The 23407-nt window shown below is 62.6% G+C and carries 17 protein-coding genes, 4 pseudogenes and 1 CRISPR repeat array; of the genes and pseudogenes, 15 read left to right on the forward strand and 6 right to left on the reverse strand.

The window, feature by feature from the left end:
- The 8 genes and pseudogenes from VSX60_RS17870 to VSX60_RS17905 form a co-directional block, all read left to right on the forward strand.
- Positions 1 to 368 (forward strand): annotated as a pseudogene (locus tag VSX60_RS17870) (hypothetical protein); the annotation flags it as partial.
- Positions 283 to 510: a plasmid pRiA4b ORF-3 family protein gene (locus tag VSX60_RS17875; protein ID WP_327625621.1), complete on the forward strand. Its 228-nt coding sequence runs from the start codon at positions 283 to 285 to the stop codon at positions 508 to 510. The pseudogene VSX60_RS17870 and the gene VSX60_RS17875, both read left to right, overlap by 86 nt.
- Before the next feature lie 107 nt (positions 511 to 617).
- Positions 618 to 1784 (forward strand): hypothetical protein, encoded by a 1167-nt coding sequence (locus VSX60_RS17880; RefSeq protein ID WP_327625622.1) that lies wholly within the window; start codon positions 618 to 620, stop codon positions 1782 to 1784.
- Between the two features lie 47 nt (positions 1785 to 1831).
- Positions 1832 to 2662 carry a type I-F CRISPR-associated protein Csy2 gene (locus VSX60_RS17885; RefSeq protein WP_327625623.1) on the forward strand — a complete coding sequence of 277 codons (831 nt, stop codon included), beginning with the start codon at positions 1832 to 1834 and terminating at the stop codon, positions 2660 to 2662.
- A complete protein-coding gene (csy3, locus tag VSX60_RS17890) occupies positions 2655 to 3743 on the forward strand; it encodes a type I-F CRISPR-associated protein Csy3 (RefSeq protein ID WP_327625624.1) in 1089 nt (362 codons plus the stop codon). The genes VSX60_RS17885 and csy3 overlap by 8 nt, the downstream gene beginning before the upstream one ends.
- Positions 3740 to 4390 (forward strand): hypothetical protein, encoded by a 651-nt coding sequence (locus tag VSX60_RS17895; protein ID WP_327625625.1) that lies wholly within the window; start codon positions 3740 to 3742, stop codon positions 4388 to 4390. The genes csy3 and VSX60_RS17895 overlap by 4 nt, the downstream gene beginning before the upstream one ends.
- Before the next feature lie 19 nt (positions 4391 to 4409).
- A complete protein-coding gene (gene cas1f / locus VSX60_RS17900) occupies positions 4410 to 5363 on the forward strand; it encodes a type I-F CRISPR-associated endonuclease Cas1f (RefSeq protein ID WP_327625626.1) in 954 nt (317 codons plus the stop codon).
- Positions 5323 to 8727 (forward strand): hypothetical protein, encoded by a 3405-nt coding sequence (locus VSX60_RS17905; protein WP_327625627.1) that lies wholly within the window; start codon positions 5323 to 5325, stop codon positions 8725 to 8727. Before cas1f ends, VSX60_RS17905 begins: the two co-directional genes overlap by 41 nt.
- Before the next feature lie 98 nt (positions 8728 to 8825).
- Positions 8826 to 9826: direct repeats of the CRISPR family, unit length 29 nt; unit sequence CCTACCCCGCCGGATAGGCGGCTGAGAGA.
- A gap of 37 nt (positions 9827 to 9863) precedes the next feature.
- Here the strand turns inward: VSX60_RS17905 and VSX60_RS17910 are convergent.
- The 5 genes and pseudogenes from VSX60_RS17910 to VSX60_RS17925 all read right to left on the reverse strand — a co-directional run.
- Positions 9864 to 10190: pseudogene (locus VSX60_RS17910) on the reverse strand (sigma factor-like helix-turn-helix DNA-binding protein); the annotation flags it as partial.
- A 371-nt stretch (positions 10191 to 10561) separates the two neighbouring features.
- Positions 10562 to 11222: pseudogene (locus VSX60_RS17915) on the reverse strand (IS3 family transposase); the annotation flags it as partial.
- 125 nt (positions 11223 to 11347) lie between these two features.
- Positions 11348 to 11584, reverse strand: a pseudogene (locus tag VSX60_RS22620) (IS3 family transposase); the annotation flags it as partial.
- Positions 11581 to 11910: a transposase gene (locus VSX60_RS22625; protein ID WP_442873120.1), complete on the reverse strand. Its 330-nt coding sequence runs from the start codon at positions 11908 to 11910 to the stop codon at positions 11581 to 11583. The gene VSX60_RS22625 and the pseudogene VSX60_RS22620, both read right to left, overlap by 4 nt.
- Before the next feature lie 138 nt (positions 11911 to 12048).
- Positions 12049 to 13062 (reverse strand): IS110 family transposase, encoded by a 1014-nt coding sequence (locus tag VSX60_RS17925; protein ID WP_327625647.1) that lies wholly within the window; start codon positions 13060 to 13062, stop codon positions 12049 to 12051.
- Between the two features lie 35 nt (positions 13063 to 13097).
- On the opposite strand from VSX60_RS17925, the gene VSX60_RS17930 reads away from it, so the two are divergent.
- Positions 13098 to 13811: a phospholipase D-like domain-containing protein gene (locus tag VSX60_RS17930; protein ID WP_327625628.1), complete on the forward strand. Its 714-nt coding sequence runs from the start codon at positions 13098 to 13100 to the stop codon at positions 13809 to 13811.
- 44 nt (positions 13812 to 13855) lie between these two features.
- On the opposite strand, the gene VSX60_RS17935 is transcribed toward VSX60_RS17930, so the two are convergent.
- Positions 13856 to 15055 (reverse strand): IS256 family transposase, encoded by a 1200-nt coding sequence (locus VSX60_RS17935; RefSeq protein WP_327625629.1) that lies wholly within the window; start codon positions 15053 to 15055, stop codon positions 13856 to 13858.
- A gap of 153 nt (positions 15056 to 15208) precedes the next feature.
- Here VSX60_RS17935 and VSX60_RS17940 point away from each other — a divergent pair, with 153 nt between their 5' ends.
- The 6 genes from VSX60_RS17940 to VSX60_RS17965 all read left to right on the forward strand — a co-directional run bounded on the left by VSX60_RS17940 (position 15209) and on the right by VSX60_RS17965 (position 23398).
- Positions 15209 to 15883, forward strand: a complete 675-nt coding sequence (locus VSX60_RS17940) for a phospholipase D-like domain-containing protein (protein ID WP_327625630.1) — start codon at positions 15209 to 15211, stop codon at positions 15881 to 15883.
- 585 nt (positions 15884 to 16468) lie between these two features.
- Entirely contained in the window at positions 16469 to 18892 is a 2424-nt protein-coding gene (locus tag VSX60_RS17945) for a heavy metal translocating P-type ATPase (protein WP_327625631.1), read from the forward strand.
- Between the two features lie 109 nt (positions 18893 to 19001).
- The gene (glgP, locus tag VSX60_RS17950; RefSeq protein WP_327625632.1) at positions 19002 to 20699 is read left to right on the forward strand and encodes an alpha-glucan family phosphorylase; all 1698 of its coding nucleotides are present in this window, start codon (positions 19002 to 19004) and stop codon (positions 20697 to 20699) included.
- Positions 20700 to 20955: 256 nt separating this feature from the next.
- On the forward strand, positions 20956 to 22014 hold the full coding sequence (locus VSX60_RS17955) for a type II glyceraldehyde-3-phosphate dehydrogenase (RefSeq protein WP_327625633.1): 1059 nt from the start codon (positions 20956 to 20958) through the stop codon (positions 22012 to 22014).
- 127 nt (positions 22015 to 22141) lie between these two features.
- A complete protein-coding gene (locus tag VSX60_RS17960; protein WP_327625634.1) occupies positions 22142 to 22348 on the forward strand; it encodes a hypothetical protein in 207 nt (68 codons plus the stop codon).
- 90 nt (positions 22349 to 22438) lie between these two features.
- Positions 22439 to 23398 (forward strand): HlyD family secretion protein, encoded by a 960-nt coding sequence (locus tag VSX60_RS17965; protein ID WP_327625635.1) that lies wholly within the window; start codon positions 22439 to 22441, stop codon positions 23396 to 23398.
- Positions 23399 to 23407 lie beyond the last annotated feature (9 nt).

Here is a 23407-nt window from a genome sequence, read left to right on the forward strand (position 1 = left end):
CATCAGCGCCAAAATGCCGAAAAGTTCATTGCCCCTGCATCGAGGGCCGCGTAACGTTCAACCCGGCATCGCCGCTCAACGAAGTTCAACAAACTTCGGGACATCCCCCCTTCGACATCGGTGGCGAGCAATATGGCGATCGGCTCAGTGTCGATGACGTCGCCGACGAAAGTCGCGTGACCCTGAACGGCCTGCTGAGATCTCCGGTCGTCCGCTTCACCTATACCTATGACTTCGGCGACAATTTGGGAGCACACGGTCGCATTCGAAAAAAGCGAGCCGGTGGTCGAGGGCGTATCCTACCCCGTCTGCATCACTGGAAAGCGCAACTGTCCTCCGGAGGATTGCGGCGGCGTCTGGGGAAATGAGGCGTTGCTGGCCATCATGGCCAATCCTACCCATCCCGAACCCGCCGAACAGATCGACTGGATCGGCGAAGAGTTCGACCCGGACGAGTTCGACCTCGAACTCGCCAACACTGTGCTCGCCGCCCGGTTCAGGAAAAAATAGCCGCCAAACGATAAGCCGCACTTATCGCCAAACCTCGGGCGTGAGCAATTACGATATGAGAATCGTCACTGGATCATTCTCATAGCAATTCAAAAGCGAGTTTTCTTATGCCAGACATTCCAGATCACCCCGAGAAGAGCGAGCCAGCCGCCTCCAAAGAGGCAGACCTTCTTTCCTTCAAGCTCACTGGTCGCCCTATTCCGCTTGATGAAGTTTCCTCCGAATTTCGCCTTATGCGCGATTGCCTCAAAAAACCCCTGACCGCAGAGGTCGCAACCCGAATTTGTGAAAAAAGCGGGAGCCACCTTATCAAGCTGGTCAGCCCCCGGGTTGACGGGGACCATGCGGTGCTTCGTTTTGATGATCCTGAAGCGAACCGGAAATCCTCCATCCTCCCCTCGGTGAATGCTCCGGACATCCCCTTTTGCAAGGTGGTCTATCGTCCCCTCGAGGTGATCGGACACCCCTCCCTTTCCGTGGTGGATCACATTCTCAACCCGGATGAACACTCGAGTCCGGTTCTGGACGCCTTTGCGGAAGTGTTCGGGAAGGATATTCTCGAGACGATGCGGGACGCCTTCCTGTCCGAGCCCAAAACCCCGCTCAAACTCGGGGCTGGCGAGTTCCCGATTATCTTCATCCCGCGCCTGGGTGGTGGGGATTTGCAGATCACACCGGTCTCTCCCGCGCCCGCTTTCATGGGGATGAAGCGGATGATTGACCCCTATTTCCAGAAGGCACAACCGGATGGTCCCCGCCCCCCACGCGGACGATGGACTCGTCATGCGGTCAGCTCGAAGCCCCAGAACATCTCCGGTGCCATCGGTGGTCCCCGAATTCGTTTTCTGGCCACCATGCCCCCCGCGATGCACCAAGGCGAGGCCGAGCTTTACCGGTATGTCCATGGTGGCGGTTTTCCGCGCTGGCGGGACGACGAGGTATCGATCTGGGTCCTGCGTTACGCGGACATGCTCGAGGCGGACACCACCTACAACAACGAGGATACCCGCGCCGCCCTCGATCGCACCGCGGATCGCCTGATCCGGGATGCGTCGGAGTTCATCCTTGACACTCTTGAGGATGCAAAGAATTTCGCTGAGCGCCACAGGATCAACGAAGAGAGCATCCCGGAACCTCCGAGCGTGGCGCAGATCCTGATCCGGCGCCCCTGGGGTAAGGATCAGAATTATGATCGCGCCCGCAAGGCCCTGACCAGCCCACATTTCGAGGATCGTCTTCGTAAGAGCCGGATTGTCCAGGAGGCCCGAGCATGACCCATATTCGTGACCTTTATGTTCTGAGGGATATCCGGGCCAGCCGGGTGAACCTCATCATGAATGACTATGTGGCCGGTCTTCCAAGCCCCCTGTCATTCCTCGGATTGGGAGACCTTCTGGCCCGGAATATGGGGCTTTCTCCCTGGAGCGCCCGGGTGATCCCGGTCCTGCATCGGGTCGATATCTCTGAAGGCCGCACGAAGCCGGAGATGGAGCGAAATGAGCGTCGAAAAAAGGATGAGCCTGAATCGTTTGTTCCGATCGAGACGATGGAGGACCTGATCGGAACAGTCGAGGTCTCCCTTCTTCTGCATCTGCCGGGTTGCGAGAGCGAGAGCGTCCTTCGTTCGCAGATAGAAGGGCGCCGTATCGCCGGTGGGCTGATCCAGAACGATAAAGTTGATGTCCATTCCGTCACTCCGGACGGCTCCGCCTTCAGGGGCCTGCGCCGGGGTTATACGATGATCCGGCCCGAGACGGCGGAGCGCCGCTTCATCACTTCTGGTGACCGGACCCCGGAGCAGCCCGGCCTCGCACGGATCGCCGAGACCCTTTTTTCGGCGGATCGTCCGCCAGGCTTCGGCTGGATCGTGCCCTCAGCGGTCGGCTATCGCCTGCTTGAAGATCCAGAGACGGTTCCGCAGCGGATCCGCACCCGGAGCAAGGACATCCCCCATGTGTTCGCAGAGCCGGTTCTCGGCATCACCGAGCTGGTATCAGTGCGCAACAAGCGCCTGACAGAACTGACCATGGACGGTCTGGATGCCCTGTTCTGGTCTTGGGAGGCGCGAGGCGATCTTGTCCTCGGCCACCCGGACTACCACCCCGAACCCACAAATCCCGAACAGCCCAAGGAGGTTATCACTCATGGCTAAGTCCCCTACTGCCCTGTCGCTCGAGACGGGCATGCTCGCCTTCGCCCGTTCCGTCCAGATTACCGAGGGGCTGTTCTTCGCCACCTCCGAAGACAAGCCCGAGGTTCTGGCTCCGATCGAGATTCTCGAAAAAGGCGTTCGTGGACAATCCTCCGAGGACAAAGCGAAGAACCCCGGCCTGAGCAATCCGCAATCCGTTGAATACGCGATCATCCCACAGGGCCATGACGGGGTCCGCCTGTCCTTCTCGATCCGCTTCATGCCGCTGTCGTTGCGGCCGCATGCCTGCAACAACACGGATGTCGGCGCGGCCTATGAGCGCCTGGCGACCGCGTATCGCACCGCCGGCGGGTTCCGGACCGTGGCACTCCTTTACATTTGGAACATCGCAAATGCCCGCTTCGCCTGGCGCAACCGCTTCCAGTCGGATGCGATGAGGGTCCGGGTCGAGACCGGTGACGGCACGGCCTTGGTTTTCAATCCCTTCCTTCTGAAGTTCGACACCCCCGCCACCCGTGATGATCTGGTCGCGGCCCTGGTCGAAGGTGACCAAGAGGGAATTGACGAGTTGATCGATGGGGTCGCGCATGGCCTGTCGAACGAGGACCAGGAAGCCTTCGTTGTGAAGGTCGAGTGGAACGCGGCCATGGAACCCGGTCAGGAGATCTTCCCTTCGCAGGAATATGTTCGGGAGGAAAAGGCGGACAAACAGCTGAGCCGGGTCTTCGCGAAGCTCCCCACCTTCCATAGGGGCCGTGAGCTGATGCAGGCCTCGATGCATTCCCAGAAGATCGGCGCCGCGCTTCGCCATATCGATATCTGGCGTGGCAGCGAGGAAAACGAGGCCCCGATCTCGGTCAATCCCTATGGCGGCGTTCAGGAGACCAGCGCAGTGCTGCGTGACCCAAAATCGAAGCGCAGTTTCTATGACCTTCGTGCGAAAGCGGAGACCCTCATCACCGGGATCGAGGCCGCGAACTGCCCCGAGGAGATTTCAGGGAATGCCCATTTCGTCATGGCCAACCTGATCCGTGGCGGGGTCTTCGGGGCCAGCGGCAAGAAGGCGGAGGCTAACGGATGAGCGGCCTGAACACGGGAAAGGGGCGGTGCCAAGGCACCGCCCGTCTCCTGATCCGGCCGGTTCGGGCGGTGATCGAGATGGGCGCGGCGGGGGATGTCCTGACCGCCGCCTTGCGCGCGGTCCATCACTCCAATCGCCACGGCTCGGAGGAGGATTTCATCGCTGTTGCCTTCCCGACCATGAGGATGGGAAGGGAGGCCATGCTTCCGGGGCATGATCTTGAACTTATCGGTTCCGAGGTCTCCCTGAATGCCTTCTTGGGGCTGGAAGGGGTCATTACCCTCAAACGTCGCGGGATGCTCGAGGAGGCGGAGATCGGGGAGGTCTTTACGGAACTTGGCATGGTCGGTGCGGCTTATATCCGGGACCGGGCCTGCGAGAAGCACACCCCGGGCTGGATCCGGCGTAGCGAGGCCCGCGCGGCGCGTCGCGGAAAACCCCTCGGGAATCCGATAAAAGCCCGAGGGCATGACCGCAAAACTCTGGTCGTAAACCACGGGGACGCTGTCCTGCATGTCCGCGAGATGGTGGGTGAGTTTACGGATGCCCCCCTCATGGTGTCCACCTATGGTCTCTCCGGCACTTCCGCACCCGCGATCCTTCCGGTATTTCCGGAATCGGCCCGTGAGGCGGATGATGCAGCGTAAGGGTGGACCTCGCCTCCTAGTGACGGATCGGGAAGGCGCGCTTTATCTCGAGCGCGCCCGCATCCATGTCGATGGGGACCGGGTCGTCTACCATATCGCCGATGACAAGCACCGCCGAGAATACAACATCCCCCATGTGAACCTTGCGGTTCTTTTTATCGGTCAAGGCACTTCGATCACCCAAAGCGCGATGCGGCTTCTAGGCGAAGAGGGGGTTCATCTGGCAGTGACCGGGAGCGGCGGGACCCCTCTGCATATGGGCGGGCTGACCGCCTATAGCTCAACCCATCATTTCCGAGAGATGCTTCCGATTTATCTCGATCCCTCAAAATCCCTTCTCGCCGCCAAAGCGGTCATGCGGGAGCGGACCGCACGAATGCGCCGGATCGGTTGTTCCGAGGCGCAAAAATGGCTTCGGTCGCGCGATACCAGCGCCCTGAACAAGACCTGCGCCCGCTTCGAGGCCAGTCTTGACGCCTGCGGGGACATCACCCAGCTTCTCGGGTTTGAGGGGAATTTCTCCAAGGCCTGTTATGCGGGATTCTCCGGAATGTCTGGTCTTTCCAAGGAGCATTCTTTCCGACGTGAGGCCGGCGCGGGTACACCGGATCGCATTTCGTCCGACCCGGTCAGGCTAGTAAATCGTCTGATAGATCACGGGAATTACCTTTGCTACGGGATGGCAGGAGCCGCGCTGTGGGCGCTGGGTATCCCCCCGCATATGTCTGTTTTTCATGGGAAAACCCGTGCGGGTGGGCTGGTTTTTGACATTGCGGACAGCTTCAAGGACGCGATGGTCCTGCCAATTGCCTTTTCCCTGGCGAAAGAAAAGGACGAAAAGGAGGCCGAAAAGATCTTCCGGGGGCGGCTGATCAACGCCTTTGATGATCGGGAAATCCTCAAGGAGGCTATCGGGACCGTGGAGCGGATGATTGCCGCCGCATCCCCGCAGAAGGAGGCACCCGATGCGTGAGATTATCGCGGTATGCCGCTCGGAGAAACAATCCCGAGATCGGGTTGCCAAGGTTCTTGACCGCTATTTCTGGCGTATCGGGGACCGGACTTGGCGTGGCAAGGCCACCAACGCCTGTCTGGATCGGGTCGCAAAGGAACTGCGCAAACGCGCGACCCGGAACACCGCGGTTGTTTTGCACGAGATCCGCAGCAGTTCGGAGAGCCGCAAGCCGATCATCCGGATAGGTTCGCGTCACTCTTTTTCGGAGGAAGGAGTGGTGCCGATTTCTTCGCATCCGTCCGATTTTCGGCGTGGCGCCGCCTTGAAGGATGCGGCGCGCTCCGGTGCCGCTGCGGTCGGCATCGCCGCACTCTTTCATGATCTCGGAAAGGCCACCAACCTCTTTCAGGCCAAGCTGCGCCGTGCCCTGAAGGGCGGGACGCCGGAGGCGGACGCGGTTCGGCATGAGCTTTTCTCTGCAGCGGTCTGGGATGAGCTTTTCGCTCAGAGCTCCGATGAGGATCTGGGCAAAGCGCTCGCCGACCTGACCCCGGAGGGGATCGACCAGTCGTGTACGAAGGTTTGCAAAGTCCTCAAGAAGGCGCACGCCGAGCCGGAAGCGCCGATAAAATTCGGATTCATCCAGACGGAAGGGAGCCTGTCCCATCTCATTGGGATGCTGATCCTGACCCATCATCGGCTTCCGGCCGGGGAGTCCGATCACCGCACCCTTCTTTCAGAGCGCCATCTGCGCGCCGAGAGCCCCCTGAACTGCGACATTGATCTTGCAATCGCTTCCGGGACACCCTTTTGGCATGAGGGCTGGTGGCTGGAGGCGCTCAGGGCGGAGGCGGGACACCTGAAATCCAATGTGATCCCTGCCAGTGGGGATATCGCGCTGCGCGCTTCGCTCATGTTTGCGGATCATCTGGGGTCTGCGAAAAGGACCCGCGCTGAGACGCTCCCCGACCATCTTGCGAATACAACCACCGAGACCGGGACGCCCGGATCCATCGCTGCGGACAGCCTGTCGCGGCACGTCAAACGGGTCTATCGATATTCCCGCTTTTCGCATGAGATGACCCACGCGCTACGGGACCGGTTTCCGGCGCTGGACGAGCCCACGCTCCCGACCGACATCGCCTTTCCCGAACCCTCCCCAACCCCGCAGTTCGCCTGGCAGGGGCAGGCCGCAAGGGCCGCACGCACGATGTGCGAGACACGCGAAGGGGGCTTTTTCGCCGCGATCATGGCCGGGACCGGGACGGGCAAAACCCGTGGCGCGCCAACCATCCTCGCCAGCGCCGCCATGGGGGACACCATCCCGGCACGGCGATATCTGCGGATGAGCCTCGGGCTGGGCCTGAGAGTACTCGCGACCCAGTCCGCGAAGGAATATGTGGAGGATCTTGGTTTTGCGAACGGGGACATCTCGGTTCTCGTGGGAGATCCCCCCCTCGACTTCCGCGATCCCAAGGATGAGGAAACTCCACCCGGGTTGAGCGAAGGCTCAGAGAGCCTTGTCAACCTTCCGGAATGGCTTCGGGTCGAAGATCCGGAGGGGCGTGTTCCTGAAGAGGGTGACGAACGGGAGGAGCGCTGGCTTCAGGGATTATCCCTCGACACGGACCGGGGCCTTCCGGCCTTTCTCGACCAGGTCCTTGAGAAGGCCGGAAAACATGCCGGTGCCGGTCGCCGCCTCTTGCAGTCCCCGATCATGGTGGGCACGATTGATCATCTTATGGGAGTTGCCGCGCCGGTCAATTCCCGGTTCCTGCTTCAATCCCTGCGGCTGATGACCTCGGACCTGATCCTTGATGAGATCGACCAGTATGACGGAGAGGATCTGGCCGCCATCGCCCGGCTGATCTTTCAAGCCGGCGCCGCAGGACGGCGAGTGATCATCATGTCCGCGACTCTCACCCCGGATATCGCGGAGGCGTTACACCTCGCTTATCATCGTGGTTGGGCGGATCATGCGCAGGCCAGCGGAACCTCCGCCCATGTGAACCTGCTCCTTTGCGGCGACGCGCCCGGTGCCGTTTTCACCAATCTGAAAGACGAGGGGGTGTCCGACCTTTTGGAACACTGCCGCGCCTCGATCCTCGCGGGACTTCGGACCGCGCCCGCCTTGCGCCGTAGCGAAATCCTCACCGCCTGCGATGGCTGGGCCGAGATGCTCGACCAGATAGATCAAAGCGGCTCTAGACTCCACGACCTCAATGCGGTCGAAGTCGAGGGGTTTCAGGTCTCGGTCGGGATGGTGCGTATGACCCGGATTGCCCACACAACCGCCTTGGCGGTCCAGATGCGGTCCGGCGATCTTGGCGATCGGCTTCGGGTTCTGGTCTGCCTGCATGCCCAGATGCCCCGACTTCATCGCGGCTATATCGAAACCCGTTTGAAACGCGCTCTGACCCGCAAAATCAGTAAATGGAGCGACGACCCGAAGGCAGGGGTGCGTGAGCTGTGCCATGACGAAGGGGTGTTCGAGAAAGCCCGCGAGATCGGCACCCGCGAGATCGAGATCATCGTTGTCACCACCCCTGTTATCGAGACTGGGAATGACGTGGATTTCGACTGGGCGATCCTCGACCCAATCTCGACCCGCTCGATCATCCAGTCCGCCGGGCGAGTGCGGCGCCACCGTCCAGCCACTGGCGAGCAGCCGAATGTCCTGATCCTCGGGCGCAGTCCGGTCGCCATGGAGAGCGGAACCCTGTCTATGCCCGGCGTAGAGACCAGATCTGCTCCGGAGACAGGGGTGTCGAGGAACGAAATGCTGAAAGGTTTCGAGGGGCGACATTTCGCGGAGCTTGCGGGTCAGGCAAATTTTCGGGTGATCAGCGCGGAGCCGCTGCTGTCGGATGACATCCTGTTCCCACTCCGGGACGCGGAGGCGGATCTGCGAAAACAGATGCTCTCAACCGATGAGCGGTATCCCCTGGGCCGGTATATCCTGTATCAGAACGCCCGCTGGAACCTGACGATGACGCGCACAAGAAGGTTTCGGCGCTCCGAGACCCGCGAGGTCCTGTTCTGCAAGATCGGGGACAGACCTGAGGATGCCACCTGGTTCCTCGATCTCGCTCCGGGGACGCGCGAGAGCAAGCTTCGGGAGGTCGATCAGCTTTACACTGAGGCCCCTTTCTCGGCCAGCTCCTTCTCGGCCAGTTCCCTGTTTGGGGATATGACGACGCGGGGCTGGCGCGACCTCTCGGGCGGACTGTCGGATATGACCAGCAGGGATATCCGTGAGCTTCTTCGCGTCAGTATCCCAACCTATGGGGATGATTTGAAGCAGGAGATGACCTATACTGAGTTTACCGGATTCACCCGGGGAAAGCTGGAGGATCTTTTTGAACCTTTCGGAAAGTCCTAGAAAAAACAATAGCTTGGGCCCGCTGTTTGAAAAGATGGTAAATATGAAGATTGATGTCTAAGGCATTGATAACCCTTTTCTTTCATAAGAAAAGGGAGGCTACCCCGCCGGATAGGCGGCTGAGAGAATCGTGGCGCCGGAAGACACGACCCACACCATCTACCCCGCCGGATAGGCGGCTGAGAGAATCGACGAGGCCGACAAACTCGTCAGGCGTGGCCCTACCCCGCCGGATAGGCGGCTGAGAGACAAACACCAACAGGAGACAAGACGATGACCACCCTACCCCGCCGGATAGGCGGCTGAGAGATTAATGTTCATCGGCTGCGGCTTTTCAAACGGCCTACCCCGCCGGATAGGCGGCTGAGAGATTCATTGGCAGGCTGAATAGCTGGGCAAGGACCTACCCCGCCGGATAGGCGGCTGAGAGATCTACCGCCGTGGGTGTCTTGTTCTCGCTCATCTACCCCGCCGGATAGGCGGCTGAGAGAGAGATGAAAGCGCCACGCGAGCCGATGGCGCCCCTACCCCGCCGGATAGGCGGCTGAGAGACACAGCGGATCCATGTGCAAAAACGAGACCACCTACCCCGCCGGATAGGCGGCTGAGAGATCACCACTAGGCGGGCCAGTCCGGCGGGCGATCCTACCCCGTCGGATAGGCGGCTGAGAGATTGCATCTATCGCAGCAGACACCGTGATTGGCCTACCCCGCCGGATAGGCGGCTGAGAGATGTAGGCGCAGAAATCTTGATCGTCTTTGCAACCTACCCCGCCGGATAGGCGGCTGAGAGAAAGAATAGCTTGGGCGCTCACAAACCAAGTCCCCTACCCCGCCGGATAGGCGGCTGAGAGATTTTGGTCAGCCGGTAGAAGTGGAAATCTCCGCCTACCCCGCCGGATAGGCGGCTGAGAGACCCAAATCATCCCGAGAAGGATGAAGCCCCACCTACCCCGCCGGATAGGCGGCTGAGAGAATGCGCGGTCGATGAGCAACGACGCGATTACCCCTACCCCGCCGGATAGGCGGCTGAGAGAGAGATCAGCGCGAGGATCGCATCGACGGTTGTCCTACCCCGCCGGATAGGCGGCTGAGAGATGGATGTCGATTGAGGAACAGCGGCAGTACGTCTTGGCGGCGCGATACTCTTCCCACAAGAGCACGCGCGTCACGCCGCGTCGGCGCAACTCCTTCTCCACATAAATCCAGTCCGGCGCCGGCCGCCGGTCGCTTTGCGATGCCGCCGTCGGCGCCGGGAAGAGGAGCAGCTCAAGACCCTCGTCGTTCATCTCCTCGGGCAGCGGCCAGGTCAAACCGGCAAGGCGGGCTCGCCGTAGATAACCATGCACGACGCCATTGCTCACCCCGATCATGCGCGCGATGACGCGTTCGGTCAGGCCTTGGACATGCCTTAAACGTAGAACTTCTCTGATCCGGCGCATCGACAATCTCTGGGTTGGCATCAGGCTTCCTCGTTGGTTGAACGAGGCATCCCGTAGACCGGTTGAGTTGTCGGCCGAAGCATCCCGCACCTTCGAAAAGGTGCTCACGATCATCTGAAATCGTTGCTCACGATGCGGTGAAATCCGTGCTCACGATGCGGTGAAATACGCAGGCGGCTGAGAGAAGAGACCCAAACACGGTCGATACCGTATGTTTCTACCCCGCCGGATAGGCGGCTGAGAGATGGAAGAAGCTGATGGGAGTTGTTGGGGGGTCCTACCCCGCCGGATAGGCGGCTGAGAGACTGACGTTATCCACCGAAAGTCATCACCTGATCTACCCCGCCGGATAGGCGGCTGAGTGATGTTTCCCCGAATTGGTGGACACGGGTTTAGGCCATTTGTCGTTCGGCCTGTTCCGGGGTCCTATATGCGAGAGCGGAGTGGATCCGCTGTCGATTATAGTAGCCCTCGATATACGCGAAAAGCTCGCGGTTTGCGTCCTCGCGGGTCGACCATCGCCGTTGGTGAGCGAGTTCGACCTTGAGAGTGTGGAAGAAGCTCTCCATGGGGGCATTATCGTAACAACATGCCGTTCGGCTCATCGACGATTTTGCTTTCATTGCGGCGAGTTGGTTGCCGTACGCCTCGGATGCGTACTGGCTGCCGCGATCGGAATGGCAGATCAGGCCCTCGGCTGGCCGTTGCCGCTGCGCGGCCATCATCAAGGCGGCCAGCGGCAACTCGGTACGCATGTGGTCGCGCATCGACCAGCCAGAGCCTGTCCTCGGGCTTGACCCGGGGGATCTTTCGGGTCGCCAGGTCGAGCACGGCAGCGAGATACAACCACCCTTCGCCGGTCGCGATATAGGTGATATCGGCCAGCCAGATGCGGTTCGGCGCCGCCGCGACGAACTCCTGCTTCAAAAGGTTCGGTGCGATCGGCAGATAGTGACGGCTGTCGGTCGTGCACGGCCTGAACCGGCGNCTTCGCCGGTCGCGATATAGGTGATATCGGCCAGCCAGATGCGGTTCGGCGCCGCCGCGACGAACTCCTGCTTCAAAAGGTTCGGTGCGATCGGCAGATAGTGACGGCTGTCGGTCGTGCACGGCCTGAACCGGCGACCGGCAAGGGCACGGATACCGTAACGCCGCATCAGCCGCGCGACGCGGCCACGGCTTGCCATCCTGCCTTCTGCACGAAGCGCGGCATGCATTCTGGGACTGCCGTAACGGCCATGATGCTCGGCGTGAAGGCGACGAACGTTGGCGAGCAGCGCACGGTTCGCAATGGCCCGAGCGCTGTCGGGACGGTTGCGCCATGCATAGTAGCCGCTGGCCGAGACCTCGAGGACCCGGCACATCAGCCGGATCGGCCAGCGGTCGGCATGGTCGCGGATGAATCTGAAGCTCATTTCGGCACCTCCGCGAAGATGCCGATCGCTTTTTTTAGCACGTCGCGCTCCATGCGCGTGCGATCGAGCTCACGCTTCAATCGCGTGATCTGCGCTGCTTGATCCGCTGGAGACGGCATCGGCGAGATGGTCGCCGCAGGTGACCTCGATCGCCCAAGCTTCCCCGGAAATGACCCGCCGCGAACCGCCGCTCGCCAGTTCCGAAGCATCGACGGCGAGATACCCACCTCGGTCGCCACCTGCATCAACGGTCTGCCGCTGCTTTCCAGCAGAGCAACCGCCTCTTGTTTGAACTCGGGAGAAAACTCCCTTCTCGTCTTCGGCATTCAACACCTCCATGCCCTCACAGGCTTAGCGAAGGTGTCCACGAAATCGAGGGATCATCACGTGTCGCCTACTCCTCGTCGATCGCTCACCCCGGCCTTGCGGCCATGCCGTGCCCTTTTCCTGAGACGGGGTCCAGGTCACGCCATCCGGTAATCTTCCTTCTTTATGCTCATGGCCCAGATCATGCGCGCCATCTTGTTCGCGAGTGCGACAGCGGCGACCATCTTCGGCTTGCGTGCGACAAGGCCCGCGAGCCAGCGATTCGGACTGCCGCCCTTGCGGACCACCCAGCGGATCACACTCATGGCGCCGACGATGAGGAGCCGCCGGATGTCGGTCTGGCCCATCTTGCTGACGCACCCCAGCTTGGCCTTGCCGCCCGTGGACCGCTGCCGGGGTACGAGACCCAGCCAAGCCGCGAAGTTGCGCCCGCTGTCGAACGTGTCGAGATCTGGCGCGAAGGCAGCGACGGCGCCCGCGGTCACCGGCCCGATCCCCGGTATCGTGCAAAGGCGTCGGAGTTCCGTGTCCGTCCTCGAGGCTGCCTCCAGTTCATCCGCCAGCCGCTCGATCACTTCCGTAAGCCGCGCGATCTGATCGAGATATATCGCGCCCATCTCTCGCACCGCGACAGGCAGGTCGCTGGCCTCGTCGGCCAGCGCGTCCTCCAACACTTTGAGGCTCGCCGGCCCCTTCGGTGCCACGAGACCGAACTCGGCCAGATGGCCGCGGAGCGCATTGATCAGTTGCGTCCTTTGCCGCACCAAGCACTGGTGGGTGCGGAAGGCTACTGCGCGGCCCTGCGTCTCGGCGCTCTTCACCGCCACGAAGCGCATGGAGGGTCGCGACGCCGCCTCCGCGATGGCCTCGGCATCTGCGCGGTCGTTCTTCTGACGCTTGACGAAGGGCTTCACGTAGGCAGCCGGGATCAGCCGGACCTCGTGACCGTGCGCCTGCGCCACTCGACCCCAGTGATGCGACGTCGCGCACGCCTCCATCGCCACCACGCAAGCCGATTGATCGGTCAGCAGAGCGATCAATCGCGGCCGCGACAGCGCCCGATTGTATAGAACCGCCCCATCCGGCCCGACGGCGCAGACCTGGAAGCTGCCCTTCGCCAGGTCGATCGCCAACATGCTGATCTCGGTCATCAATTCACCCTCCACTTGGTCCCTATAGAACCGTCATGGCATACACGATGCCGCTGGGTGGGGGCATCCACCGCATCAGTTCACGCTTTGGAGGCGCTTTCCGCCTGTACGCTCAACCAACCTTCGCCAGCGGGCAGCTTCTCTTAAGGACGCGAATAGAGTTTGGACAGGCGAGTCAAGATCCGGACGGCACCGAACGGACATTTGCAAACGAAGCTGCCGAAGGAGATCGGTGGACGATGAGACCCCGGAACGGCCGCACAACACCAATTGCACAGACCCGCCCGCTCACACGAGGAAGCCTGGCGCGTCAGGTCGAAATCGAACGGGAGCGCTCAACGATCTGCGTGCCTGAGTTGCGGGAGGGTCGGGGTACTTTCCTTCTCTTCGTCGAGGGTGACGAACTCTACGACGTGATGATCAAGGCGATTGAGAGCGCCGAGAGAGATATCTGCATGGAATCCTACATCTTCGCGGCTGATGAAGTCGGACAGCGCTTCGCCGATGCCCTTGCGGCCAAGGCCCGCAGTGGGGTCCACGTACGGCTGCACCTCGATGCTTTCGGGGCCGGCTACAGGACTTTCCATGACCTGGAACGCAACCTCGAGGGTGCTGGCGTGCGGTTAAGATGGTTTCATTCGTTCAACTTATACCGCCCGCTCCGATATCTGCAGCGCAACCACCGCAAGCTGCTGGTGGTCGACGGTCGAGAATCTTTCCGGTCGTGTCCCGGTGCGTGGTGTAGCTGACGTCTGGCCTCGCGGATCGCGGCAGCGACGAGCAGCTCAGCCCATCATGCAGCAGGCAGGCTGATGATGGGATCATCGCAGACGGGAGCCAGCGTTTCCAGTGTCATGTAACGCGAGCGCTGGACGGCCCATTCCTCGTTCTGCTCCATAAGGATAGCGCCGACGAGCCGGGTGATTGCTTTCTCGTTCGGAAAGATGCCAACGACGTCGGTGCGCCGCTTGATCTCGCCGTTGAGCCGCTCGATCGGATTTGTGCTGTGTAATTTCGCGCGGTGCTGCGGCGGGAAAGTCATGTAGGCGAGGACATCCTCCTCCGCGTCATCCATGAGACTGGCCAGTTTCGGCAACTTGCCGCGCATCTGGTCGGCGACATGGCGCCATTGCTTGCTGGCGTTGGCATGGTCGTTCTGTGCGAAGGCAGTGGCGATAAAGGCAGCGACGACGCGCCGGCTGCTCTTGCCGGCATGGGCCAGCGCGTTTCTTTGAAAGTGAACCCGGCAGCGTTGCCAGGTCGTGGCGAGCACGCGGGCGACGGCGGCCTTAATGCCCTCGTGGGCGTCGGAGATCACCAGTTTGACGCCGGACAGTCCGCGGCGGACGAGGCCTCGAAGGAAGTCCGTCCAGAACGGCTCGGCTTCGGAAGGGCCGATGGCCATGCCGAGCACTTCGCGGCGGCCGTCGCGATTGACCCCGACGGCGATGGTGACCGCGACCGAGACGATGCGCCCGGCCTGGCGCACTTTCAGGTAGGTGGCGTCGATCCACAGATAGACCCATTCACCCTCGATCGGCCGGGTCAGGAAGGCATCGACCCGCTCGTCGATGTCCTCGCAAAGCCGCGACACCTGGCTGCGACTGACGCCGGTGCCGCCCATGGCTTGGACAAGATCGTCCATGGAGCGCGTCGATACACCATGCACGTAGGCCTCTTGAATGACGGCCCCGAGCGCCTTCTCGACGGCCCGTCGGGGCTCAAGGAAAGACGGGAAATAGGAACCGGTCCGCAGCTTCGGGATGCGCAGTTCGACGCTGCCGGCGCGGGTCTGCCAGTCGCGGTCGCGGTAGCCGTTGCGCTGGGCCAGGCGCTCGACGTTCTTCTCGCCATAACTGGCGCCGGTCGCGGTCGCAACGCCGACCTCCAGTTCCATCAGCCGTTCGGCGGCAAAGCCGATCATCTCGCGAAGAATGTCGGCGTCAGCACTCTTCTCGACCAGCTCGCGCAGGTCCATCATGGGTTTGGTCATCCAGGTCATCCATCGGTTCGGTTGTTGTCAGCAACTCGACCCTACCGCGGAACCCTCGATGACCGCTCAGCTACACCACCTCGTGGGACACGACCATCTTTCCTCGGCGGCTTCAACATCCGCCGTGTGAACTCTCGCAGGCTTTACGGTAAAATGCGACAGCGTGACACCCATGTACGCGTCGCCGGAGAACTCGCATCGCTCGCTGCCATCCTTTTCGATCGGCTTTGGCACCGGGCGGCACGGATTCCGGCCAAGGCCATTCCCGACCATCCGACGGGCATAGAGGCATCGCTCGTGCCCAGCTATTCGCGCCATTGTCGGCAACGTCTCGCCTGCCTGCACGGCGGGCTGATCGATAACGCGCGGCAGCACGTTTTTCTGACCTCGCCGTATTTCGGTCCGGGAACAGTTGTCGACACAGCCTTGCAGAATGCGGCGAAACGTGGAGTCGACGTGCGCCTGCTCGTACCCCGGCGAGGAGATCCTCTGGCCGCGGGGTGGGCAACCCGCGCCGCCTATGAGCCGCTTCTGGCCGCCGGCGTGCGGGTTTACGAGTACCTGCCTCGCCAGCTTCACGCCAAGACGTCCGTCATCGACGAGGAATGGTCCATGATCGGCTCGGCCAACCTCGATTACCTGAGTCTGTTCGTCAATCAGGAGCTGATTCTTCTGGCGCACGACCGCAAATTGGCGGAGGCGTTGCACTTTCAATACCACCGGGACGTTGGGGAAGCAGCGGAAGTGATTCTATCCGAGTGGCAGGGCCGAGGATGGCGTGAGCATGGGCTTGAGTTGGTCGGCTGGGCTGGACGCCGACTTTTTTAGGCGCCTGCGCAGACCCAAGGCGGCCGAAGAGCCTCGTCACTTAGGCTCCGCCTTGGCACTTGATCCGACCTTCGGAGCAGCCATAGGCGGAGCGAAATCCGCCGGGAGTCCGAGATGACCGTTGCAGCAATTATGGGGGGCGGCACGGAACTGTAATGCCGGGGGCGTCCTCGCGTCTATAGAAATGAATGGCGGTTCCATTCAGGTCGGGTACCCCGACGGTCCGGCCGTGATCGAGGCGCGGACGCATATGAAAGGATGATGGCAATGCACACAGATACGAAGCCTTCGAGCGTCAGTTCGGCCAATCGGAGCGAGGGATCGTGCTGCGGTCATGGAGAGCCCTCTCCAGCCGATACAGTTCAACCCTCGGCCGCGCCAGGACGGTCTCCCGCGGAGCAGCGGGCGGAGCCGCCGCGAGAGGCGGTGCAAGGCAAATCGAGGAGCTGCTGCTGCGGTAGCCGAGATCTGTAAGGGTCAGGCAGAAGACAGGTGCCGCTCGTCGCGGCGCCTGGACGGTCAATCCCAACCATCCGCGCTCCGACCGACGGCCGGAAGGCTTGTTCGGGCGCTTCAAGGAGATGAATGGTGAGCACAGCGACATTGGACGTCGGCGGCCTCTTCGAGGAGCTCGACCATCTGGGCGTCGAGAAACGGCTGAAGCAAGTGCGGGGCGTGCGAAACGCCAGTTCCAACCCGGCCTCCGGCAGCGTGACGGTCGACTTTGACGAGACGCTGACGACCGTCGGCAGGCTGAAACAGACGATAAAGGCCTGTGGCTTCCGCTGCCATGGCGAGGTGATGCCGCGCCACGTCTGCAAGCCGGGCGCAGTGAAGAGCGCCCCTGAGGTTTCCCCGGTGCCCGCGTCGCACGAGGGCCATGCCAAGCACGCCAAACCCGGCGCCACGGGGGTGCCAGCCCCATCCGCCTCCATCCAGCCGTCGACCGCGCCCGCGCCCGATGAAATGGCGCAAGAAATGGGTCACGAATCGGGCGCCGACATGCAGGCGATGGTCCGCGACATGCGCAACCGCTTCTGGATCGCGCTCGCCTTCACCGTGCCGATTTTCATTTATTCGCCCATGGGCGGGATCTTCACCCCGCCGGCGCCACCCTTCGGGCTGGAGCTCGACCTGTGGCTGTTCTTCCTCGGAACAATCGCGATCGTCTATCCTAGCTGGCCGTTCTTCGTCGCCGCCTGGCGGGCGCTTCGCAACGGTGTGCTCAACATGGCCGTGCTCGTCGTGCTCTCGGTGGGCACCGGTTATGTCTTCAGCGTCGGCTCGACCTTCTTCTTCCCCGGCGTGCAGTTCTACGAAGCGGTGGCGGTGCTGCTGGTGTTCATCCTCCTTGGCCATTGGCTGGAGATGCGGGCACGCGCCGGCGCCTCGGCGGCGATCCGGACGCTGCTCGACCTCGCCCCACCCATGGCCACCGTCCTGCGGAACGGCCGCGAGACTGAGGTGCCGACGGCCGAGGTCCAGGCCGACGACATCGTCGTCATCAGGCCGGGCAACAAGATCCCGGTCGACGGCGAAATCGTCGAAGGAGAGTCGCTTGTCGACGAATCCATGCTGACGGGCGAATCGATGCCGGTGAACAAGACGCCCGGCGATCAGGTCATCGGCGCCACGATCAACAAGAGCGGCAGCTTTAAATACCGCGCGACCAAGGTGGGCGCCGACACGGCGCTGGCGCAGATCGTCAAGTTGGTGCAGGAGGCGCAGAACTCCAAGGCTCCAGCGCAGCTGCTCGCCGACCGTGCCTCGCAATGGCTGGTGGTGATCGCGATCGTCATCGGGCTCGCGACCTTCGCCGCGTGGTTCTGGTGGATCGGCTCGCCGCTGCTGTTCGCGCTGACGCTCACCATCACGGTTTTCGTCATCGCCTGCCCGGACGCGCTCGGGCTGGCAACGCCGATGGCGGTCATGGTCGGCACCGGCCTGGGCGCGATGAACGGCATCCTGTTCAAGAATGCCGGCGCGCTCGAGGATGCGACCAAGCTCGACATTATCGTCTTCGACAAGACCGGCACGCTGACCATGGGCCAGCCGCGGGTGGTCGAAGTCGTCACCGCCGAGGCGCGGGCGGAAGCGGACGTGCTGCGGACAGCGGCGGCGGTGGAGCGCGGCTCCGACCACCCGCTGGCGCTGGCGATCATCGAGCGCGCAGAGGGAATCGACGTGCCGCAGGCGCTGGCCTTTCTCAACCGCGAGGGCATGGGAGCGCAGGCCGAGATCGAGGGCGAAACCGTTTTCCTCGGCAACCGCCGTCTCATGGACGAGGAAAAGATCGATCTTGGAACGCTCGCGAACGAGGCGGAGCGGCTGAAGGGCGAGGGCCGCACGGTCGTGCATGTGGCGCGGGGCGGCCGGGTTCTCGGCCTCATCGCCATCGCCGACGCGCCGCGTCCCAATGCCATGGCGACCGTCGCCAAGCTGCGCGAGCGCGGCGTCGAGGTGGCGATGCTGACCGGCGATAACGAAGGGACGGCCAGACGAATCGCGGACGAACTCGGCATCGCCATCGTGTTCGCCGACGTATTGCCGGGCCAGAAGGCCGACAAGGTCAAGCAATTGCAGGCGGAAGGCAAACGCGTCGGCATGGTCGGCGATGGCGTCAACGATGCGCCGGCACTCACCCAGGCTGACGTCGGCTTCGCCATCGGGGCCGGAACCGATGTAGCGATGGAGAGCGCCGACGTCGTGCTGATGAAGAGCGACCCCTACGACGTGCTCGGCGCCATCGAACTCTCGCGCGCCACGCTGCGCAAGATGCACCAGAATCTGTTCTGGGCGGTGGCCTACAACGTCGTCGCCTTTCCGATGGCGGCCGGTGTGTTTTATCCCTTCGTCGTCAGCCCCGAGGTCGCGGCGCTGGCCATGTCGGGCAGCTCCGCGCTGGTCGCGGTCAACGCGCTCCTGCTCAAGCGCACGCGGCTCGAAGGTGTGGGCCGCGTCGGGCCAGCGGAAACGCTCGCCGCGCGCCCAGCGGCGGCAACCGGATGAGCGCTGCGGTCGCAAGCGGCATGGCCGCTGCCCCAGTTGCAACGGTTCCGACCGTCGTTGCCGGCATGCCCAACCCAAGGCCATCGCAACGACAAACGCGAGAAGAAGAATGACCCTCATCGAGCCATTTCTCCAGAGAACGCGGATCGCCTATTTCTCCATGGAGATCGCGGTCCGACCCGAGATGCACACCTACGCGGGCGGGCTCGGGATCCTCGCCGGCGATACCGCCCGGTCCGCCGCCGACCTCGACCTTCCGATGGTGTTCGTCACGTTGATCAGCCGGGAGGGCTATCTCGGCCAAGAGATCGGGCCCGGCGGCGAGCAGATCGACCATCCCGACCCGTGGGAGCCCGGCGACTGGGCCGCCCCGCTCGATGCGATGGTGGCGGCGACCATCGAAGGCCGGCCGGTGTGGATCCGACCCTGGCTGCATGTCCTGACATGCCCGCTCGGCAATCGTATCCCGATCCTCCTGCTCGATACCCAACTTGAGCAGAACGACCCCTTGGATCGAACGATCACCGACCGGCTCTATGGCGGCGGCGACGTCCACCGGCTGAAGCAGGAAATCGTTCTGGGCGTTGGCGGCGAACGGCTGTTGCGGGCGCTCGGCTTCGAAGTGGAGACCTTTCACCTGAACGAAGGCCATGCGGCGCTTCTCCCGGCCGCGTTGCTGCGGCGGCATAGACGACAATCGATCCGGTCGGGCGATGGGGCCCTTAATTACGATGCAGACCCGGTGCGGGCACAATGCGTCTTCACCACCCACACGCCCATCGAGGCGGGACACGACCGCTTCGCCTATGCCGACGCCGAACGCCTGCTGGGCGATTTTCTCGAACCCGACCAACTCCGCCTCCTGGCCGGAAGCGACAGGCTCAACATGACGCACTTGGCCCTCAACCTCTCAGGCTACGTGAACGGGGTGGCCGAGCGCCACGCGCAGACGACCCGGCGCATGTTCCCCGGCTACGCCATTCGGGCCATCACCAACGGCGTCCATCTTCCGACCTGGGTTCATCCGGCCTATGCTCGGTTGTTCAACGGGGTCGCGCCGGACTGGGCGCACAATCCGGAAACGCTCGCCGATGCGGACCAGTTGCCGGACGGGTCCGTCTGGACGGCCCACCAGGAAGCGAAATCGGCCTTGCTTGCCGAAATCGAGCGGTCGAGCGGCGTGCGGATGAATCCGAATGTTCCGCTGATTGCCTTCGCTCGGCGCATAACGGCCTACAAGCGGCCCGATCTTCTTCTTTCCGATCCGGAACGGCTGAGGGCGATCCATGCGCGCTACCCGTTGCAAGTCGTGATCGCCGGCAAGGCGCATCCGAGCGACGCGCCGGGAAAGCAGCTGATCGAGCACATCCACCGCCGGATCGCCGATCTTTCGGACCAAATCCCGATGGCATTCCTGCCGAACTACGACATGGCCGCGGCACAGACCATGGTGGCGGGAGCCGATATCTGGCTGAACACGCCCATCCCGCCTTTGGAAGCTTCCGGCACCAGCGGAATGAAGGCGGCCCTCAACGGGGTTCTGAACTTCAGCGCCCTGGACGGTTGGTGGATCGAGGCCTGGCGGGAAGGTGTCACCGGCTGGGCGATCGGCGATGGCAGCCCCGGGACGGGAGAGGAGGATTCGGAAGCGCTGTATGCCAAGCTCGAGAATGTCGTGCTGCCGACTTACTACGACGATAGGCCTCAATGGATCGAAATGATGAAACAGGCCATCAGCAAGATCGGACCGCGCTTCAACAGCCAGCGCATGATGCGCCGCTATGCCGTCGAAGCCTATCTGAGGTGAAAGCTGACAATCATCGTCAGGAGTTGACTTGCACCATTGAGGCCGTTGGACGCGGCTGGCCGGTAGCGCTCGCGGGTCCCTGTAACGTTTTGTCCCCTCCTCCGTCTTTTCCTGTGAGCCCGCCAACGAGGCGATCCGAGTTGCCCTGTGGGCGGCAATTCGTGATGCGTCAGCCGGGGCAGCGAAACCAAGATGGCGATACGCGATGTTCGTTTCGCCGCCTTGAACAGCCATCTCGAACCAAAACGAGGACAAGATGACCGCAATCGGCAAAATCCGCGTCGCCGTGAATGGCTACGGCGTGATCGGCAAGCGTGTCGCCGCGGCCGTCGCCCTCCAGGACGATATGGAACTGGTCGGTATCGCCGACGTGGGCGCCGATTGGCGCATGCGCGTGGCGGCGGGAAAGGGCTTTGCGTTGCATGCCGCTACGACCGATGCTGCCGCGGCGATGAGTAAGGTCGGGCTAAAGGTTGCCGGCACGCTGGACGACCTCCTCGCGGCGTCCGACGTGGTCGTCGACTGCACGCCGAAGCGGATCGCGGCGAAGAATGTCGAGCGCTACCGCAAGAGAGGCATCAAATTCATCGTCCAGGGCGGCGAGAAGCATGAGGTCACCGGCCATTCCTTCGTCGCTGAGGCGAGCTACGCGACGGCGATCGGCCGCGACGCAACCCGCGTCGTCTCCTGCAACACCACCGCGATCGTCCGCACGCTGACCGCGCTGAAGCATGCCGGGTTGCTTCTTCGCGCGCGCGGAACGCTGCTGCGGCGCGCGACCGATCCCTGGGAGAGCCATCTCGGCGGCATCATGAACACGCTCGTGCCCGAGCCCGAGATCCCGAGCCACCAGGGACCCGACGCCCGGAGCGTCGACCCTGCACTCGACGTCGTCACGATGGCGGTGAAGGTGCCGGAGACCTTGGCGCACCTGCATTACTGGTCCGTGCAGTTGACCCGGCCGGCGGCCAAGGAGGACGTGCTCGACGCCTTCCGCTCATCGGCCCGTATCGCCCTGATCCGCATGGACGCCGGGCTGACCGCGCTTAACACGGTGAAGGAATTGATGGCCGATCTCGGCCGGCCGCACGACAATCTCTACGAGGTGGCACTCTGGGCGGACATGCTCAAGGTGGAGGGCGACGAACTGTTCTACGCCTACATGGTCGACAATCAGGCAATCGTCATTCCCGAGACGATCGACGCCATCCGGGCGCTGACGGGAATCCTCGGAAGCGCGCGGGAATCGATGGCCAAGACCGATGCGACCCTCGGCATCGGTCTTGTCACTGAAGCGCTCGGCGAGCCCGCATGAGGACGACCAGAAAGTATCCGACCCTGGCCGGCCTGGTGCAATGACGGCGCCGCGCCGACATGGACGGACGCCGTTGCCAAGCTTTTGTCGTGACGCACGAAGCACCCAGCAATAACGGAGGCGATCCATGTTCAACCTGTTTCACCGAAGCGATGAACCCGCCATCATCTGCGTCGTCCGTGAAGACGCGCGGTTGCCGCGATTTCTGCGCGGCCCGAACTGGGAGTATGAAGGCAAGGCCGGCACTCTCACGGGCGCCACCGCCGCGCTCGACATGGATGCTGAGGCGCGCATGTCCAAACAGACCGGCTTTTACCTGTTCACGCGGCTCTAGAGAACAAGGGCTTGGTCTGTGCCCTCGGACGATTCCGTCGCGGCCTCGCAGCAGTGACCAATATCCTTCTCAGCAAGGGGGAAAGCCGGGATGAGCAAGACCTGGATTTGGACGGCGATCGTGCTTCTCCTGATCGCGGGAGGCTCCTACGGTCTGTATGTCTATCTCCGGCCCCCGCCGCTTCCCGAGCAGGTCGTCTACGGAAATGGCGTCGTCGAGGGCACGGAAATCCGGGTGGCCGCCGAAGTGGCCGGCCGCGTTGTCGAAAGCAACCTCGTCGAAGGCGGGTTGATCGCCGAGGGCGCCCTGCTGGTGCGGCTCGACGACACTGATGCCAAGCTGAACAAGGCGCGCGCCGAAGCGGAGATCGAAGCCCTCGGGGCGGAGCTCAAACGCGCGGAAAGCGAACTCGAAGTGGCCCAGCACCACCTTGGCACGGCCCGGAGCGAACTGGACCGGGTGCGGAAACTCAAGGAACGCGGCACGGTCCCGGCCCAGACGCTGGAAGTCGCCCAGAATGGGTTTCACGCCGCGCAAGGCAATGTGACGGCGCTTGAGGCCGGAACAACCGCGATGGGCAAGCGCATCATCGCCGTGCGGCGCGAAATCGACCTACTCGACAACCAGATATCCAAAACCCGCATCACCGCGCCGCTGACCGCCACCGTGCTAATCAAGGCGGTCGAACCGGGCGAATTCGTTCGACCGGGACAGCCATTGGTCACGCTGCTCGATCTGACCAGAGCGGAGGTCCGCGTCTTCATTCCCGAAAGCCGGATCGGACAGGTGGAACTCGGCGCGCCCGCGCGTCTGCGCGTGGATGCTTTTCCCGACCGGCTGTTCGAGGCGCGGGTCGCGCGGGTCGATCAGACCGCGCAATTCACACCGCGTGACATCCACATGCCGGACGAAAGGGTCCGCCTGGTCTTCGGCGTGATGCTCGCGATCGACAATCCCGACGGCGTGCTGAAACCGGGGATGCCGACCGATGCCTGGATCCTGTGGCAACCCGACGCCGGATGGCCCGAGCGGCTGTTCGTGCCGACATAGGAGACGACC

This window comes from Aurantimonas sp. A3-2-R12 (assembly GCF_036016755.1).
In the GTDB taxonomy this organism is placed as follows: domain Bacteria; phylum Pseudomonadota; class Alphaproteobacteria; order Rhizobiales; family Rhizobiaceae; genus Aurantimonas; species Aurantimonas coralicida_A.